Source organism: Asanoa ferruginea (genome assembly GCF_003387075.1).
Taxonomy (GTDB): Bacteria; Actinomycetota; Actinomycetes; order Mycobacteriales; family Micromonosporaceae; genus Asanoa; species Asanoa ferruginea.
In genome coordinates this window covers 5151637-5166480 of the sequence record NZ_QUMQ01000001.1, presented here as the reverse complement: position 1 = coordinate 5166480, position 14844 = coordinate 5151637, and the positions used below count along the sequence as shown (strand labels likewise).

The window sequence follows — 14844 nt, the reverse complement described above, 5'->3', positions numbered from 1 at the left end:
GGGCGGTCAGGCCCGGCGGGCCAACATGATCATCCGGCCGCTGTCGATCGTGTAGGGCTGGCCGTCAAAGCCGCCCCAGGCGCCGACCAGTTGCAGGCCCGCCCGGCGCAGCATGGTGGTCAGCTCGGTGGCGGAGTAGAGACGCACGCTGAACACCGAGCCGTCGGTGGCGTCGCCGTCGGTCCACGACATCGCCTCCCGCCACCGGCCAGTGAGAGGGTCGAAGTCGCGCCGGCAGGTGATCTTCACCCCGGCCATGGCGAAACTTGTCGAGCGCGCAGTGCGGATCTTGGCGTCGCGGTTCTCCGTGTCGATGAGGAACAGGCCGGCCGGCCGCAGCACCGTGCGCACCGCCTCGAGGGTGGCCAGGTCGCCGTCGGCGTCGTCGGCGTAGCCGAAGGCGGTGCTGAGGTTGAGCACCGCGTCGAACGACTCCGCCGGCAGGGCCATCTCGCGCATGTCGCGGTGCACGAAATCGATGGCGACACCGGCGGCCTCGGCGTCGGCGGCCGCCTTCGCCAGCATCGCCGCGTTGGCATCCAGCCCGGTCACCCGGTAACCGGCGGCGGCGAGTGGAACCGCGATGCGACCGTAGCCACAGCCGAGATCGAGAAGGGATGCCCCGGACGGCGGGCCCAACCACCGGCGCACCGCGGCGACTTCGGCGGCCGTGCGCTCAGCGGTGAGAATCGCGGACGAGAAGCGCAAGAATTGCGGGTGCGAGAAGAACTCCTGCCACCCGTCATCGTCGATTTCCCGGTCTGCGGTGATAGCTGCGAGCTCCGCCATTCCACCACTCTACGCCCCATCGATAAGCGAACTACGCATTTATTGCTGTCTAGGTCGCGCTATCCGCGCGAGCAATGATAATTTTGTGCCCCGACCGCACGAGCCCGAGCAGACGGAGAGTAGCGGAATGGCGAAGTACATTCTTTTCATCCACGACGACGAAGCCCAATTGGCCGGTGCGAGCCAGGAGGTCATCGCCTCGGTCCTGGAAGGACACCAGAAGTTCGCCGCACAGCACGGGCCGGCGTTGCGCGGCGGTGGCCGGCTGGCACCGACCACGGCGGCGCAGGCTGTCCGCGGTGACACGGTCGCGACGGGGCCGTTCACCGCCGGCACCACCACGGCGATCGGCGGCTACTACATCGTCGAGGCCGACAGCCCCGAGCGCGCCGGCGAGATCGCGAAAGACGTGCCCGCGCCGTTCGGCGGCGTCGAGGTCCGCGAACTGGTCTGACCAGACACACCGCGGCGAGGCGCCCACGGGCGCCTCGCCGCGTTTCGTGCGTCCGCTCAGGAGCCGCGCAGCGCCACCGGTAGCGCGACCGGTGACCGGCTGTTGCCCACCGAGCCCCAGCTGACCTCGGCCCGGTCAACCGCCAACTCGACGGACTCGAACGCGTCGGCCAGCGCACCGAGCGCGATCCAGGTCTCGAGCCGGGCGATCGGCGCACCCCAGCACAGGTGGATGCCATGGCTGAAACCGAGGTGCTGCTGCGCGTTGGGCCGGTGCAGCACGAGCTGGTCGGGATCCGGGAACGCCCGCGGGTCGCGGTTGGTCGCGGCGAACATCACCGACACCACACCGCCGGCCGGAATGGTGACCTCGCCGACCTCGATGTCTTCGGTGGCGAACCGCGAGGAGCCGGAGAACGCCGGCCCGTCGTAGCGCAGCAACTCCTCCACCGCACCAGGCCGCAGGTCGGGCTCCGACCTCCAGCGCCGCCACTGCGTCGGGTGGTCGAGCAGCGCGAGCAGGCCGTTGACGATGAGGCCGGCCGTGGTCAGATAGCCGGCCAGGATGAGCTCGTAGAGCATGTTGGTCAGCTCGGCCGCGGTGATCTGCTCCGGATCCGCGCGCCACCGGTCGACGAGCCGGCTGGTCAGGTCGTCTCCCCCACCTGTGCGCGCCGCGATCAGCGCCGCCAGGTAGTCGCGGACGGCCTGGTCGGCCGCCATCCGGATGGCGTTGGCGCCGGGCCGGTGCCGTGGGGTCATGACGTCGTTGATCCAGCCACCGAAGGCGACGCTGTCGTGCTCGGTGATGCCCATCAGTTCGCACAGGGTACGGATGGTCAGCGGGTGGGCGAAGCCGGTGACCAGGTCGACCGTCGCACCGTCGGCGGCGCGCAACTGCTCGACCATGGCGGCCACGGTGCGTTCGATGATCGGCCGCAGCTGCCCCTGCTGGTGCGGGTCGTAGGCCCTGGACAGCAGCCGCCGCAGCCGGGTGTGCACGGGCGGGTCGGTCGTCAGCAGGCTCGCCTCGGCGAGCCCGGAGCCCTGGCCCGGTTGGAGATAGCCCGCCTTCTCCAGGGCGGCCCGGCCGACCTCCGGGTTGGCCGAGAACCGCTTGTCGGTGAGCATGCGGCGGCCCTCGGCCAGCCGCACGATCACATAGCGTTCGATCTTGTTGGGCTGCCGGACGAAGTGGACCGCCGCTTCCGCACGCAGCTTGCCCAGCAGGGGGTACGGGTCGGTGACGAACGCCGGGTCGAACGGATCGAAGTCGAGCGGTTCACGGCTGGCCATGCAATCCTCCCGAGCGGGTCAGCGGGCCGGGGCGGGCGTCTGATGCGCCCACCGGTGCAGGTCGGTGAAGCGGTTGGTGTAGAGGCCGGTCAGCGGCGGCATCCGCAGCGCGGCCGAGGCGACGTCGACGACGTCGGGGTGGAACAGCGGGGTGTGCGGGACACCGAGCGCCACCGCCCGCTGGACGGCCCGCACCGGTTCGACGGCAGCCGCCTCGTCGTCCAGCGGCGGCAGCGCGTCGAGCATCCGGTCGACCGCCGGGTCCGCGTACCGGAAGCGGTTGGTCGCCCCGTTTTCTCCGGAGTGGTAGAAGCCGCGCAGGAAGGACGGGCTGGGACCGGGGTTGAGCGCGAGCAGCACGGCCTCGAAGCGCCCGGGATAGACGTGCTCGCGCAGCAGCTCGCCGATCGGCAGCGCGTCGACCCGCACCCGCACGCCCACGTCGGCGAGTTGGCTCGCGATCAACTCGGCGGCGGCCAGTTTCACCTCGTCACCGGCGACGGTGAGCAGGCTCAGCGTGAGCGGCCGGCCCGCGCCGTCACGGCGCACCGCGGTGCCGTCGAGCCGCCAGCCCAGGCGCCCCAACCGGTCCGCCGCCGCCATCGGGTCATAACGATGCTCGAAGACGTCGCCGCAGTGCCAGCGACTGTCCGGATGGATGATCGTGGTCGCCGGGCGACCCTGGCCGGCGATCGTCTCCGCCACCAGCTTCCGGCGGTCGATCGCCATGCTCAGGGCCGTGCGCAGCGCCGGCTCGCGCAGCACCGGTGTCGCGGTCTGGTAGCCGAGGTAGACGCAGCTTCCGTCGCTGCTGGTGTGCACCCGCACGCCGGGATGACCGGCGACCGATCGGGCGGCCGCGGGCGTGACGGCCGTGGCGATGTCTTCCGCGCCGGCCAGCACCGCGTCCACCGCCGCCCCCGCGTCCCGGTAGCGCCGCCAACGGGCACCGTCGAGCCTCGGTGGCGCCCAGTGGTCGCGGTTGGCCACCAGCTCGATCGTGCCGTCGGCCGGGTCGCGGGTGGCGAACCGGAACTCGCCGGAGCCCAGCGGGGCAACGGCGAACGGGTCACCGCCTCCGGCACCGTAGTGATGCTCGGGCAGCACCGGCAGCCAGGCCAACGCCCGCAGGCCGGCGTGGCCTTCGGGAACGAACTCGAGCTCGACCACTCGGGCCGTCGGGCACCTGACGGTCAGGTCGGCGCCGATGGTCAACACTTCCGGCCGGCGCGGGCTGTCCAGCGCCGGGTCGAGCACCCGGCGGATGGTGAAGGCGACGTCGTGCGCGGTGACCGGCCGCCCGTCGTGCCAGCGCGCGTCGTCACGCAGCCGCAGGCTGTGCCGGACCCGGTCGCCGAGCCGCGTCTCCACAGCCTCGGCCACGAGCGAGCCGTAGCCGTAGCCGCCGGCGCTGTCGGTGACCAGCAGGTGGCTGAACATGCGGTTGAGCACCTCACCGGTGCCCCGGTCGTTGTAGCGCACCGGGTCGAAGGTGGTGACCTCGGTGGTGCGGGCGATCCGGACCGTCGTCGTCATCCCGCGTCACCGCGCACCACGCGGATCTCCTCGGGGCCGCGCAGGAACCCGGTGCGGCACCAGCGGATCGGGCCCGCGGCCGGATGCAGCCGCAGGTCGGGCAGCCGGGTGGCCAGGTGCCGGAACGCGACGGCGCCTTCGGTGGTCGCCAACGACGCGCCGAGGCACCGGTGGATGCCGTGGCTGAACGCCATGTTCGGCGCCGGTGGGCGGCCGATGTCGAACGCCTCTGCGTCGGCGAACGCCTCGGGGTCGTGGTTGGCGGCGGCCAGCGAGACGCCGACGAGCGTGCCGGCCTCGAACGTCACGTCGCCGAAGCGGACGTCTTCGGTGGCGACCCGGAGGGTGGCCCGCTGCACCGGACAGTCGTAGCGGAGCGCTTCCCGCACCGCGGCGTCGGCCATCGACGGTGTGCTGGTCAGCAGCTTCCACTGGTCTTCGTGCACCAGGAACGCGGCCATCCCGTTGAGGATCATGTTGGCCGCGCCCTCGTAGCCGGCGGCGAGGATCAGCGTGATCATCGTGACGATCTCGCCGTCGGTGAGCGCGTTCTCGGACGCGTCGATGGCCAGGGCGCGCAGCAGCGGTGCCGTGTCGTCGACCGTCCCGCGTTCCCGGGCCTCGACGGCCACCCGCTCCCGGACGTACGCGCGGATGTTGTCGACCGCCGTCGCCTGAGCCGTCCGCTCGGCCTCGGTCGGCGCCGGGCTCAACATGCGGACCGTCCAGGCGTGGAAGTCGTCGCGCCGGTCGTCCGGGATGCCGATGATCTCGCTGAGCACGGTGAAGGCGAACGGGAGCGCGTACTCGTGGCGCAGTTCGGCGACGCCGGCGCCGGGCGGGTCCAGCCGCGCCACCATGGCGTCGACCAGCTCCTCGCTGATCCGGGCGATGCGCGGACGGCGGGCGGCGATGGCCCGCCCGGAGAAGGTCGAGGAGACGGTGGCGCGCAGCCGGGTGTGTGCCGGCGGGTCGCTGCCGAGCATCGAGCGCCCTTCACCACCGGCGGTCGAGGTGGCCGTGTACTTACCGGGCAGGTGCTTGGAGAACCGGCCGTCGGCGAGCACCTGCCGCCCGAGCTCGCAGCGGGTCACCAGCACCCAGCGGTCGGACCCGGCCGGCCCGATCCAATGCGCCGCCGCCTGCTCGCGGAGCTTCCGGTAGTGCCAGTACGGGTCGGCCGCATACTCGGCGGAGGTGATGTCGAGCTCCGCGCCCTCGTGGATAGTCATCTTGCGGTCTCCTCCCATGCCCATTGCCAGCTGTTCCAGGTCACGTACGTGCCGAACGCACCGACGTGCCGGACCCCCGTGAGGCCGCGCCGGACGGCGTCGATCTGCGGCAGGAAGAACAGCGGCAGCGACGGCAGCTGCTCGGCCCACTCCGCCTGCTGCTCGGCGATCAGCGCCGTCCGGGCCGTCGGGTCGCCCTCGGCGATGATGCGGTCGAGCAACCGGTCGTTGGTCGGCGACCGCCAGCCGGCCAGGTTGAGCCCGTAGTCGCCGGCCCGGCGTGGGACCTGGCCGGAATGCCACATCAGGTGCCCGTTGGCCTCCAGCGCGATCGACCAGGCAAACATCGCGAGATGCGGAAAGTCTCGGGAGCGGAACCGGCGGAACGCGTCGCCGGCCGGCACCGCGTCGACCCGCAGCTCGACGCCGACCGCCCGCAGCTGGTCCGCCAGCAGCTCGCCGGCCCGGGTCCGGGTGGACGAGGCGCTCCACCGGCCACCGGCCACCGACGGCGTCGTGGTGAGCAGCCGGAAGCACAACCGGTCGCCGGACGCGTCGCGCAGGATGCCGTCGGGCCCGGGCGTGTAGCCGGCGGCGGACAGCAGGGACCGGGCGGCGCGAGGGTCGTGCGGGTAACGCCGGACGGTGTCGTTGTGCGCCGGATGGCGCGCCGGCAGCCACGAATGTGCCACCTCGGCGAGACCGTCGTGCAGCGTGTCCGAGATCGCCTGGCGGTCGACCGCGTGGGCCACCGCGTGCCGCACCCGGACGTCGCGCAGGTGGCGGTCGTCCAGGTTGAAGTCGATGTGTTCCCACATCGACGAGGGCACCACCGCCACCCTTACCCCCGACCCGCCGGCCCGCAGGGCGCGGGCGTCGGCGGCGGTGAACCCGGACAGGTCGGTGACGTCGACCTCCCCGGCCGCGACGGCGTCGCGCAGCTCGCCCGAGCCGGGTAGGAAGCGGAACACGATCTCGTCCACGGCCGCGGCACCGCGCGGGTGCGGCTGGCAGCGGACCAAGCGGATCCGTTCGCCCGGCACCCACTCGGCCGCGCGGAACGGGCCGTGCGAGATCGGCAGCCGCAGTTGGGGCAGCTCCGGCCAGGCGGCGGGGTCGGCGAGTCGCAGCGGGTCGAGCAGCCGGGCCGGCAGCACCGAGCCCCACTCCTCGAAGACCGCGTAGGGGTTGGTCGCGCCCCACCGGACGGTCAGCGACAGCCCGGCCGCGGTCATGTCATCGATCGCTTCCACGATCTCCCGGTGCGGGTAGTCGCACTCGAGCGAGCGCAGCAGCCGGTAGCTCGCCACGACGTCGTCGGCCGTCACCGGCCGCCCGTCGTGCCAGCGCAGCCCCGTGCGCAGCCGATAGCGCATCGTCGTGCGGCCGTCGGGGTGCCGGACCCAGGAGCCGTCGGCCGGCGCCGGCAACCGCTCGGCCATCTCGGGCCACGGGCGCCAGTGGTCGTCGTAGCGGACCAGCTTGAGCGTGAGCGGGGCGAGCACGGCCCAGGTCGAGTGCCGGCCGGTGAAGTCCTGGACCAGGACGTCGGGCTCCTCGGCCAGCCCGACCACGACCCGGTTGGGCGGAGCCATGGCGGTCAGGCGATCGCGTTGCCGAAGGTGATGGCGTGATCGGCGCTCTCGCCGTCGCGCCAGACCTGGAAGCTCGCCGAGTCTCCGGGCCGGAAGCGGCCGACCAGCTCGCGGAACTCCGCGAAGTCGCCGACCTTCGTGCCGTCGACGCCGTTGATCACGTCGCCGACCCGTAGGCCTGCGGCGGCCGCCGGGGTGCCGGCGATGACGTCGATGACCCGCACGCCGGGCGAGGCCTGCGCGGTGACGAAGCGCAGTCCCATCAGGACGCCCTTCCAGACCTGGGGCCGGATGTCGGCACCTGTCTCGACATAGGCCTTGAGCACCTGGAGCTCGGTCTTCCAGCCGACCTTCATGCTCTCCCGGAGCCAGTCTTCGGAGTCGTTGTGGTCGAACCCCTCGACGTCGATGGTCAGCTCGGTGCCACCGAACGAGTTCGCCAGGGTGAAGGCGTTGTAGTAGCGGTGGCTGACGCCGCGGTCGAAGACGAAGTTCTCCTGCACGAGCCGGTTCGGTGCCGAGACCACCAGGAAGATGCCCGCCCGGGCCGGCCCGTACTGGAACAGCTCGATGAAGGCGCCACCGGGCCGCAGGTCGGTCTGGTTCTCGGTGCAGACATATTTGTTGCGTTCGGCCGGTGACGTCAACGCGTCCCAGACGCGTTGCCGGGGTGCGTCAATGACGATCGTGTGGGAGAAACGAAGGTCGTCGCTCATGTTTAGGCACGCTAACGAGCGGCCGCCAAGGGCGGCTAGCGCAATTCTTGCGCACATTAATTCGGCTACGTGATCCCGTGCTTGACTGCATATTTTGCGCAGCTCAAGTGCGAACCGGGGAGGTTAGCGGGATTCGCCCTAGGCTGCATTGTCAGCGTACGTATTAGGCAGTGCGGAAAGGAGTTCGGTCATGGGCGCGGAGCCGGCAATCGCCCGGATAGGTCGGGCGGCCGACGTGGTCACGCTGAATCCGATCATGTTCACCGACCTGTTCAGCGCGCCAGTGGTCACCCAGCTCTACGACCATCTCCTGTCGCTGGACGACGACTACCGATACCAGGCCGGCGGGCTCGTCGAGGACTGGACCATCAGCCCCGACGGCGAGACGGTCGACTTCCTGCTGCGGCCCGGGGTGCGTTTCCACGACGGTCACGAGCTCACCGCCGAGGACGCCGCCTTCACCTTCCAGGCGGCTCTCGACCCGGCCAACGAGAGCCCGCGGCGCTCGCAGCTCATCGTCGGCGGCGCCGAGATGGGCTTCGCCGCGACGGGCCGCTACCGCCTGCGGATCTGGCTACCCAAGGCGTCGGCCTCCTGCCTGGCGTCGCTGGCCTGCCTGCCCCTGCTGCCCAAACACCGCTACGGCGACGCGCCCTTGCCCGACCACCCGCTCAACAACTCGCCGATCGGCTCGGGCGCGTTCCGGTTCGTCGAGTGGCGCCCGGGCGAGGTGGTCTCGATCGCCGGCTACGCCGACTACTTCGACGGCAGGCCACCGCTGGACCGGGTGGACTTCATGACCTTCGGCGACATCGAGGCGGCGGTGAAGGCCCTGGTCGCCGGCGAGATCGACTACGTGCCCAACGTGCCGGCCGACCTGGCCCGGGCGCTGGCCGACGTGCGCGGGGTCGACGTGCACTGGAACGACGCACCCGTGGTCAGCTATCTGGCGTTCAACCTGGACGACCCGCTGCTGCGGGAGCTGCGGGTGCGCCAGGCCGTGGCGCACGCGATCGACCGGGAAGGGCTGATCCACCGGGTGCTCGGTGGCGCCGGGACCGTGGCCGACACCCTGGTGCCGCCCGGCACGGTCTGGCGCAACGACAACCTGCTCGCCCGCGAATACGCCGTCAGCGAGGCCAACGCGCTGCTGGACGCGGCCGGCTGGCGCTTTGTCGACACCGGCGACGTGCGCCGCGACAGCCGCGGCACGGCGCTGGAGCTCACCATCCTCACCGTCGCCGGCGACCGGGCGAAGGAGCGGTCGGCCGAGTTCATCGCCGCCGACCTGCGCCGGGTGGGCATCCACGCCACCGTGCGGGCGCTCGGCATGGGCCCGCTGCTGCGTGACCACATCTATCCCCGCCAGTATTCCGCGGCCGTGCTCGCGCTCAACCCGGACCCGGACCCGGCGTTCCTCAACACGTTCTACCACTCGGCGATGCTCACGCCGGTTGGCTGGAACCGCTGCGCCTACCGCAATCCGGCCGTCGACGACCTGCTCGACAAAGGACTGTCGATCCGGCTCGGGCAGGACGAGCGCAAGACGATGTACGACGCGGTGCAGCGCATCGTCCTGGACGAACTGCCGCACGTCACGCTCTACAACCCGCGCGTCGCCAACGTCACCAGCAGCCGCGTCGTGCTGCCGCCGACCGTGCTCTCACATGGCGACTTCCTGGCCGCCCTCAACCGGTGGCGGGTGGCCGGCAGCGGGAACGACGGCAACATACGCCGAGCGACTAGGCGATGACGCTGGATAACGTGCTCGTGTTCGCCGACAGGGAGGCAGAGCCATGACGTCCCGTTCCGGTTTTCTGACTTTCAGCGCCCTCAACGGCCGGCACCACCGCGCCGCCCTCAACGTGTTCATGTTCATCGTCATCGCGCACTGGGCCGAACACATCGTCCAGGCCATCCAGATCTGGGGACTGGGCTGGCCGCGGCCCAAGGCCCGCGGCGTGCTCGGCGTGTGGTTCCCCTGGCTGATCACATCGGAATGGCTGCACTACGGCTTCGCCATCGTCATGTTGGCCGGCCTCTGGCTGCTCCGCGACGGCTTCACCGGTCGGGCCCGAACCTGGTGGATGGTGGCGTTCGGGCTCCAGTTCTGGCACCACATCGAGCACCTGCTGCTGTTGCTACAGGCGCAGACCGGTCACTACCTCGGCGGCGCCGCCGTGCCGACCAGCCTGGTGCAGCTCATCGTGCCCCGGGTCGAGTTGCACCTGTTCTACAACACCGTCGTCTTCATTCCGATGGTGGTCGCCCTCTACCTGCACCTGCGTCCGACCGAGGCGGAGGCGCGGGCGATGGCGTGCAGCTGCCGACCGTCCGATGTCTCCGCACGACGCCGCGTCCAGGCCGCGACGGCGTCCTGAGATGAAGCCGCCCCGCGCCCTGCTCCTCGGAGCCGTTCTGGTGGTGGGCGCGTTGGCGCTGGTGCTCATGGCGGGCCGGAACGCTCCGGCCCGCCTGGTCGCCGCGTCGCCCGCCGCCGGTGACCGACTGACGTCGGCGCCGCACGAGATCAGGCTGGTCTTCGACGGCCGGGTCGACGCCGGCCGGAGCCACGTCGCGGTCACCACGGCCGACGGCCGCCTCGTCAGCGCCGGATCTTTCGCCGTCACCGACGACACCGTGGTGTTGCCGGTCGACATCTCCGGCAGCGGTGGTTATCGCGTCGACTATCACGCCGTGCTCGACGACGGACCGGTCTCGGGCGAGCTCGGCTTCGGCATCAACGACGACGCGCCGCTGCCCGCCACGGGCCATCAGCATGCCGCGTCGGACGGCCCCAACGTCGCCCTGCTGGCCGCCGACGCGCTGCTCATCACGGTGGCGCTCGTCGTGCTGCTGCGCGGTCCGCGGGTGCGCCGGGCACACCGTTGGGTGGCACCGCCCGACCTGTGAGCGCCGGCACCGGTAGAGTTGACCTGTGTCGATCTTCTATACGCCACAGATCATTCTCTTCAGCGACAATCTCCCGAGGGCGGTCGCGTTCTACAAAGGCCTCGGCTTCACCGAAACGTTCCGGGTGCCGGTCGACGCGGAGCCGATCCATGTCGATCTCGTTCTCGACGGCTACAAGATCGGGATCGCCTCGGTCGCCTCGACCCGCGACGACCACGGTCTGGACCCCATCGCCGAAGGCCAGCGGGCGGCGGTGATCCTCTGGACCGACGACACCGCCAAGGCCTACGAGGACCTCGTGGCCGCTGGGGCCCCGGCGATCGCCGCTCCGCACCGGTGGCTCGACCGGCTGCTGATCGCCTGGACCGGTGACCCCGACGGAAACCCGATCCAGATCGTGCAGTCCCTGGCATAAACGGCGCCGAACGGGGTATCCGACACCGACAGACCTAGGGAGGTCGGAAATGCTCGGAACCGCAGTTCGGCGGTGGGCGGTCGTCGCGGTCGCGCTGCCGTTGGCCGCCGCCGGGATCCGCAAGGTCACCCAGGTCGTCGAGGCCCGGCGCGGCCCTAGCGGCCTCACCAGGGGCATGCGGCAGTTCGCCGACCTGCTCGGCATGGGCCGCCGCCGGCGCCGCTTCTTCTAGCCGGCTCAGCTTTTAGCCAGCTCAGCTTTAGCCGGCTCAGCTTTTGGCCGGCTCAGCTTCTCGGCGGCTCAGCTTCTCGGCAGCTCAGCTTCCAAGCGGGCCTGCGCCCTTTCGGCGTGGTCGAGCCACACCATCGCGGAGTCGATCCGGCTGCCGACCTCGAGGTGACGGTCGTCGCGGTCGGTTTCCAGGGCGCGGCCGATCGCCAGGATCATCGTCCGAAGTTCGGCGATCTCGAGCCGGGTGCCGCGAGGTGTCCGACGGGTGCGGTCGAGGCGCCGGTCGAGGATCTCGTCGAACAGGTCTCCGGCCAGCTTCGCCAGCACCGAACTGCCGACGAGGACGGCCGCCAGCACCAGCGGGTCGCCCGGATCGGGCACGATCAGCAGCGCCGCCACCCACGAGACCACGTTGGTGCCGCCCATCGCCAGGGACACGTGCAGGAGCCGGCGACTCGCGACCGGCGGCTGGCTCAACACCTCGGCCGCATAGCGGAGCATGTCAGCGGTCAGTTGCAGCCCGGCGATGACCGTGCCGGTCGACCGCGGCCCGTCCAGCCCGGCGAGTTGCCGGTCGGTCGCGGCATATTCCGCCAGATCGGCGACCGACCGCAGCCGGCCGTCGATGTCGGTCACCGGTCAGCCTCGCGGGTGTCGCGCCAGATCTCGATGGAGTCGATGGCTACGCACAGGTCGCGGTCGGCGACGCTGGCCCAGTAGAGGTGGCGATCGCGGCTGGCCAGCCGGTCGACGCCGATGATGTAGGCCTCGGGCCACTGCCGCAACACGGTGGCCAGCCCGTCACGGACCGCCCACAGCAGCTCGATGACCGCCACCGCCGGATCGGGGTCTTCCGGCTCCACAATCGACACCGGCTCCGCCCGTCGCCTCGTCCGCCGGCGGTTGACCCGTTCCGCAAGAGCGTTGGTCAACAGGAAGACCGGCAGATGCGCCGCCAGCACCACCGTCACGGTGACCGTGATCGTCCAGCCCGCCGGCAGGCCGGCGAGGGGCCCGGCAACGGTGGCCACCGCCCAGGCCGCGATGCCCAACAGCACCGCGCCGAACCAGGTGCGCGTCCAGCCGGACAGGCCGCCCGCCACCCGGGCCAGTGCGTCGGCGGAATTCTCGATCCGCCCACGTGCCGTGTCGATCCGGGGATGGTCGAGGCCATCGGTCAGCACGGCGAACCGTTGCTCGGCCAGGTCCATAAGTTCCTTGTAGACCGCGAGCTGGCCCTGCCACCCCTTGGGGTTCACGCGGCCGAGGGTCGCACACCCGTGCAACCGGTGACCGCCGCGCGGCGGTCACCGGCGCACCCGTCTACGAGACCCGGCCGCAATAGGCGCCCGAGGTCCGCTGATGCATCATGGCCCGCCGGGTGTTGGGCCCGTATTCGCCATCAGCGGCGGTGCCGGCCAACTGCTGCACCCTGCGCAGCGCCCGCTCGGTCTCGGGCCCGAAGTCGCCGTCGACACCGACGTCTTTGCCCAACAGGTTCCACATCTCCTGGTGGTAGCAGATGTTCATGTCGTTCTGGAGCTGGCGGACCGCGTCCGAGCGGTCGCCCCGTGTCAGCAGGCAGTTGAATGGATCCCAGGACGGATAGAAGATCGGCACGTAGGCGTCGTTGGATTGGCCGACCCGGTTGCAGTGCAGGGTTGCCGCCTGCGACGGCGATTGCAGGACGACGACCGACGTGACGGTCGTCGCCGCCATGGCGGCGAGCCAGAGCCCGATCCGGGTGGCCCTTTTGGTTCGCGTCATGCCCGCTTCTCCTCACCGCGGGCCCCCCTCGGGCACCGCACACGGGCACCCTGCTGCCCGCACCTATTCCCGGCCTATCCGCGCTATCGCAGCGATGAACTTCCGATGGACGATCGACGGGATGGGGTTCGTCGCCGCCGCGCTGTGAGATCGTCTCGGCGGGGAGGTGCGGATGCTTCTCGTCGTGCTGCTCGGCCTGTCGGCCGCCGTCCTCCTGTCGGTCGCGGCGGCGTTGCAGCAACACGCTGCCCAGCGCGCGGCCGGAACCGGCACCGGCGGTCCGTTGCCGCTGCTGCGGGTCGCGCATCGCCTGGTGCGCTCGCCGGTCTGGGTTTCCGGTCAGGTGACCAGCGCGCTCGGCGCGGGCGTGCAGGCCGTCGCCCTGCATCTCGGGTCGGTCGGGCTCGTGCAGCCGCTGCTGGCCACCCAGCTGCTCTTCGCCCTGCCGCTCGGTGCCCGGCGCAGCCGGCGTTGGCCGCGGGTCCGGGACTGGTTGGCCGCCGGCGCCATCGTGGGTGCGCTCGCGCTGTTCCTCACCGTTCGCGGCACGGTGCCGGCGCACGGGCACTCCGATCGGGCGCGGGTGCTGGTCGCGCTCGCCGCGACGGTCGTGCTCGCCGGACTGACGGTCACGGTCGCCACCACCAAGATCGGGCGCCGGGGGTACGCGACCCTGCTGGCCGTCGGCGGCGCGCTCTGCTCGGCCCTCAGTGCCGTGCTCCTCAAGGTCACCGCCGAGAGCGCGGCCGTGCGTGGTGCTGCCGCGACGGTGACCGACTGGCCGGCGTACGCGCTGCTGGTCTCGATTCTTGGCGCTCTTGTGCTCGGTCAGCAGGCGTTCGCGTCGGGGTCGCTGGCCGCGGCCGTGACTGCGGGGTCGATCACCAATCCGGTGGCCAGCTACCTGCTCGGGATGGTGGCCTTCCACACCGCGCCGCCGCGTGGGGTCGGTGCGATCGCGGCGCTCGGTGGTGCCGCCGCGCTGCTGCTGGCCGGTGCGTGGGGGTTGGCCCGGTCGGCAGCGGTCGGGCTAGGCGGCGAGTTCGATGCCGGCGCGGCGGACGGGCTCGGTGGCGAGGCCCGCCAGCATCGGCAGGTTCTTGCTGATCACGCCGGTCACACCGATCGACCGGGCCCGCGCCAGCGCCGCCGGGGTGTCCACCGGCCAGGCGAGCACGGTGTCGGTGGCCCGGTGCAGTTCCTCGACCACCGCGGCGGAGAGCAGCCGGAGCCGGATCGACACGCCGTCAACGCGGCCGCGGCGCAGTCGGGCGCGCAGGCGCGCAAGCTGCAAGGGGTCACTCGCCGACAGGATCCGGCGCACGTGCGACTGGCCGGCGAACGCGTCGAGCATCGCCCACTGCTTGGTGCACACCGCCACCGGTATGCCCGGCGCGTAAAGCCGCAACGCCCCGGCGACCTCGGGGGCGACGTCGAGTGACGGGCCTTTGAGGTCGAGCATGAGCCTGGGGTCGCCGGCCGCCGTGGCCAGCACCTCGCGCAGGTCGGGGACGATCAGGTCGCGGCGGCGGTGCACCTGGGCCCACCGCTCCCAGTAGAGGTGCGGGCCGAGCGCCTTGCGGTGCCGGATCTCCAGCGCGCCGCGATAGAGGTGCACGTCGGCCTCGACCAGGTCGACCCCGGCGGCCAGCGCCGCCCGCAGGTCAGGCAGGGTGTTGCCGGCCCGGTGGGCCACGGCGAGCAGGGTCATGGCCGGAAGGGTAGCTGGCCGTGGATGCCAACTACGCCGATGTGACGCGACCGCCGGTTGAGCACCGGGCAAACAGGTCGAGACGGCATCGTTGACCCCACGCAGGGCAGATGTGAGACAGATTCTCCGGATTCTCATCTTTTGTGCCCCCGTTCGGGCACTATCGGCCGTACGGGCGTGAGCGGGCCGC

The 14844-nt window shown here is 71.3% G+C and carries 17 protein-coding genes; 8 read left to right on the top strand and 9 right to left on the bottom strand.

The window, feature by feature from the left end; genetic code table 11:
- Positions 1-6: 6 nt before the first annotated feature.
- On the bottom strand, positions 7-789 hold the full coding sequence (locus DFJ67_RS24305) for a class I SAM-dependent methyltransferase (RefSeq protein WP_116070117.1): 783 nt from the start codon (positions 787-789) through the stop codon (positions 7-9).
- Positions 790-916: 127 nt separating this feature from the next.
- On the opposite strand from DFJ67_RS24305, the gene DFJ67_RS24300 reads away from it, so the two are divergent.
- The gene (locus tag DFJ67_RS24300; RefSeq protein WP_116070116.1) at positions 917-1243 is read left to right on the top strand and encodes a YciI family protein; all 327 of its coding nucleotides are present in this window, start codon (positions 917-919) and stop codon (positions 1241-1243) included.
- A gap of 56 nt (positions 1244-1299) precedes the next feature.
- On the opposite strand, the gene DFJ67_RS24295 is transcribed toward DFJ67_RS24300, so the two are convergent.
- From DFJ67_RS24295 to DFJ67_RS24275, 5 genes are read right to left on the bottom strand one after another with little or no spacing between them, the layout of a single operon-like run.
- Positions 1300-2538, bottom strand: coding sequence for a cytochrome P450 (locus DFJ67_RS24295; RefSeq protein WP_116070115.1), 1239 nt, complete (start codon positions 2536-2538; stop codon positions 1300-1302).
- An 18-nt stretch (positions 2539-2556) separates the two neighbouring features.
- Positions 2557-4074, bottom strand: a complete 1518-nt coding sequence (locus DFJ67_RS24290) for an ABC transporter substrate-binding protein (RefSeq protein WP_116070114.1) — start codon at positions 4072-4074, stop codon at positions 2557-2559.
- On the bottom strand, positions 4071-5306 hold the full coding sequence (locus DFJ67_RS24285; protein WP_170215949.1) for a cytochrome P450: 1236 nt from the start codon (positions 5304-5306) through the stop codon (positions 4071-4073). Before DFJ67_RS24285 ends, DFJ67_RS24290 begins: the two co-directional genes overlap by 4 nt.
- A complete protein-coding gene (locus DFJ67_RS24280; RefSeq protein ID WP_116070112.1) occupies positions 5303-6901 on the bottom strand; it encodes a peptide ABC transporter substrate-binding protein in 1599 nt (532 codons plus the stop codon). The genes DFJ67_RS24285 and DFJ67_RS24280 overlap by 4 nt, the downstream gene beginning before the upstream one ends.
- Before the next feature lie 5 nt (positions 6902-6906).
- Complete coding sequence (locus DFJ67_RS24275) at positions 6907-7617, bottom strand: SRPBCC domain-containing protein (RefSeq protein WP_170215948.1); 711 nt, start codon at positions 7615-7617, stop codon at positions 6907-6909.
- A gap of 190 nt (positions 7618-7807) precedes the next feature.
- Here DFJ67_RS24275 and DFJ67_RS24270 point away from each other — a divergent pair, with 190 nt between their 5' ends.
- The 5 genes from DFJ67_RS24270 to DFJ67_RS24250 are packed head-to-tail and all read left to right on the top strand — an operon-like array spanning position 7808 to position 11177.
- Positions 7808-9370, top strand: coding sequence for an ABC transporter substrate-binding protein (locus tag DFJ67_RS24270; RefSeq protein ID WP_116070110.1), 1563 nt, complete (start codon positions 7808-7810; stop codon positions 9368-9370).
- Between the two features lie 43 nt (positions 9371-9413).
- Positions 9414-9998, top strand: a complete 585-nt coding sequence (locus DFJ67_RS24265) for a hypothetical protein (RefSeq protein ID WP_116070109.1) — start codon at positions 9414-9416, stop codon at positions 9996-9998.
- Between the two features lies 1 nt (position 9999).
- Entirely contained in the window at positions 10000-10530 is a 531-nt protein-coding gene (locus DFJ67_RS24260; RefSeq protein ID WP_170215947.1) for a copper resistance CopC family protein, read from the top strand.
- A gap of 25 nt (positions 10531-10555) precedes the next feature.
- On the top strand, positions 10556-10945 hold the full coding sequence (locus tag DFJ67_RS24255; RefSeq protein ID WP_116070107.1) for a VOC family protein: 390 nt from the start codon (positions 10556-10558) through the stop codon (positions 10943-10945).
- Between the two features lie 49 nt (positions 10946-10994).
- Positions 10995-11177 carry a hypothetical protein gene (locus DFJ67_RS24250; protein ID WP_116070106.1) on the top strand — a complete coding sequence of 61 codons (183 nt, stop codon included), beginning with the start codon at positions 10995-10997 and terminating at the stop codon, positions 11175-11177.
- 68 nt (positions 11178-11245) lie between these two features.
- Here the strand turns inward: DFJ67_RS24250 and DFJ67_RS24245 are convergent, their stop codons facing one another.
- The 3 genes from DFJ67_RS24245 to DFJ67_RS24235 form a co-directional block, all read right to left on the bottom strand.
- Complete coding sequence (locus DFJ67_RS24245) at positions 11246-11812, bottom strand: hypothetical protein (protein WP_116070105.1); 567 nt, start codon at positions 11810-11812, stop codon at positions 11246-11248.
- Positions 11809-12435, bottom strand: coding sequence for a hypothetical protein (locus DFJ67_RS24240; protein ID WP_116070104.1), 627 nt, complete (start codon positions 12433-12435; stop codon positions 11809-11811). The genes DFJ67_RS24245 and DFJ67_RS24240 overlap by 4 nt, the downstream gene beginning before the upstream one ends.
- Before the next feature lie 64 nt (positions 12436-12499).
- Complete coding sequence (locus DFJ67_RS24235; protein ID WP_116070103.1) at positions 12500-12943, bottom strand: peptidoglycan-binding domain-containing protein; 444 nt, start codon at positions 12941-12943, stop codon at positions 12500-12502.
- Between the two features lie 172 nt (positions 12944-13115).
- On the opposite strand from DFJ67_RS24235, the gene DFJ67_RS42835 reads away from it, so the two are divergent.
- Together DFJ67_RS42835 and DFJ67_RS42830 are read left to right on the top strand one after the other, a co-directional pair.
- Positions 13116-14384, top strand: a complete 1269-nt coding sequence (locus DFJ67_RS42835) for a DMT family transporter (protein ID WP_170215946.1) — start codon at positions 13116-13118, stop codon at positions 14382-14384.
- Positions 14385-14525: 141 nt separating this feature from the next.
- Entirely contained in the window at positions 14526-14699 is a 174-nt protein-coding gene (locus DFJ67_RS42830) for a hypothetical protein (RefSeq protein WP_170215945.1), read from the top strand.
- Positions 14700-14844: the final 145 nt, after the last annotated feature.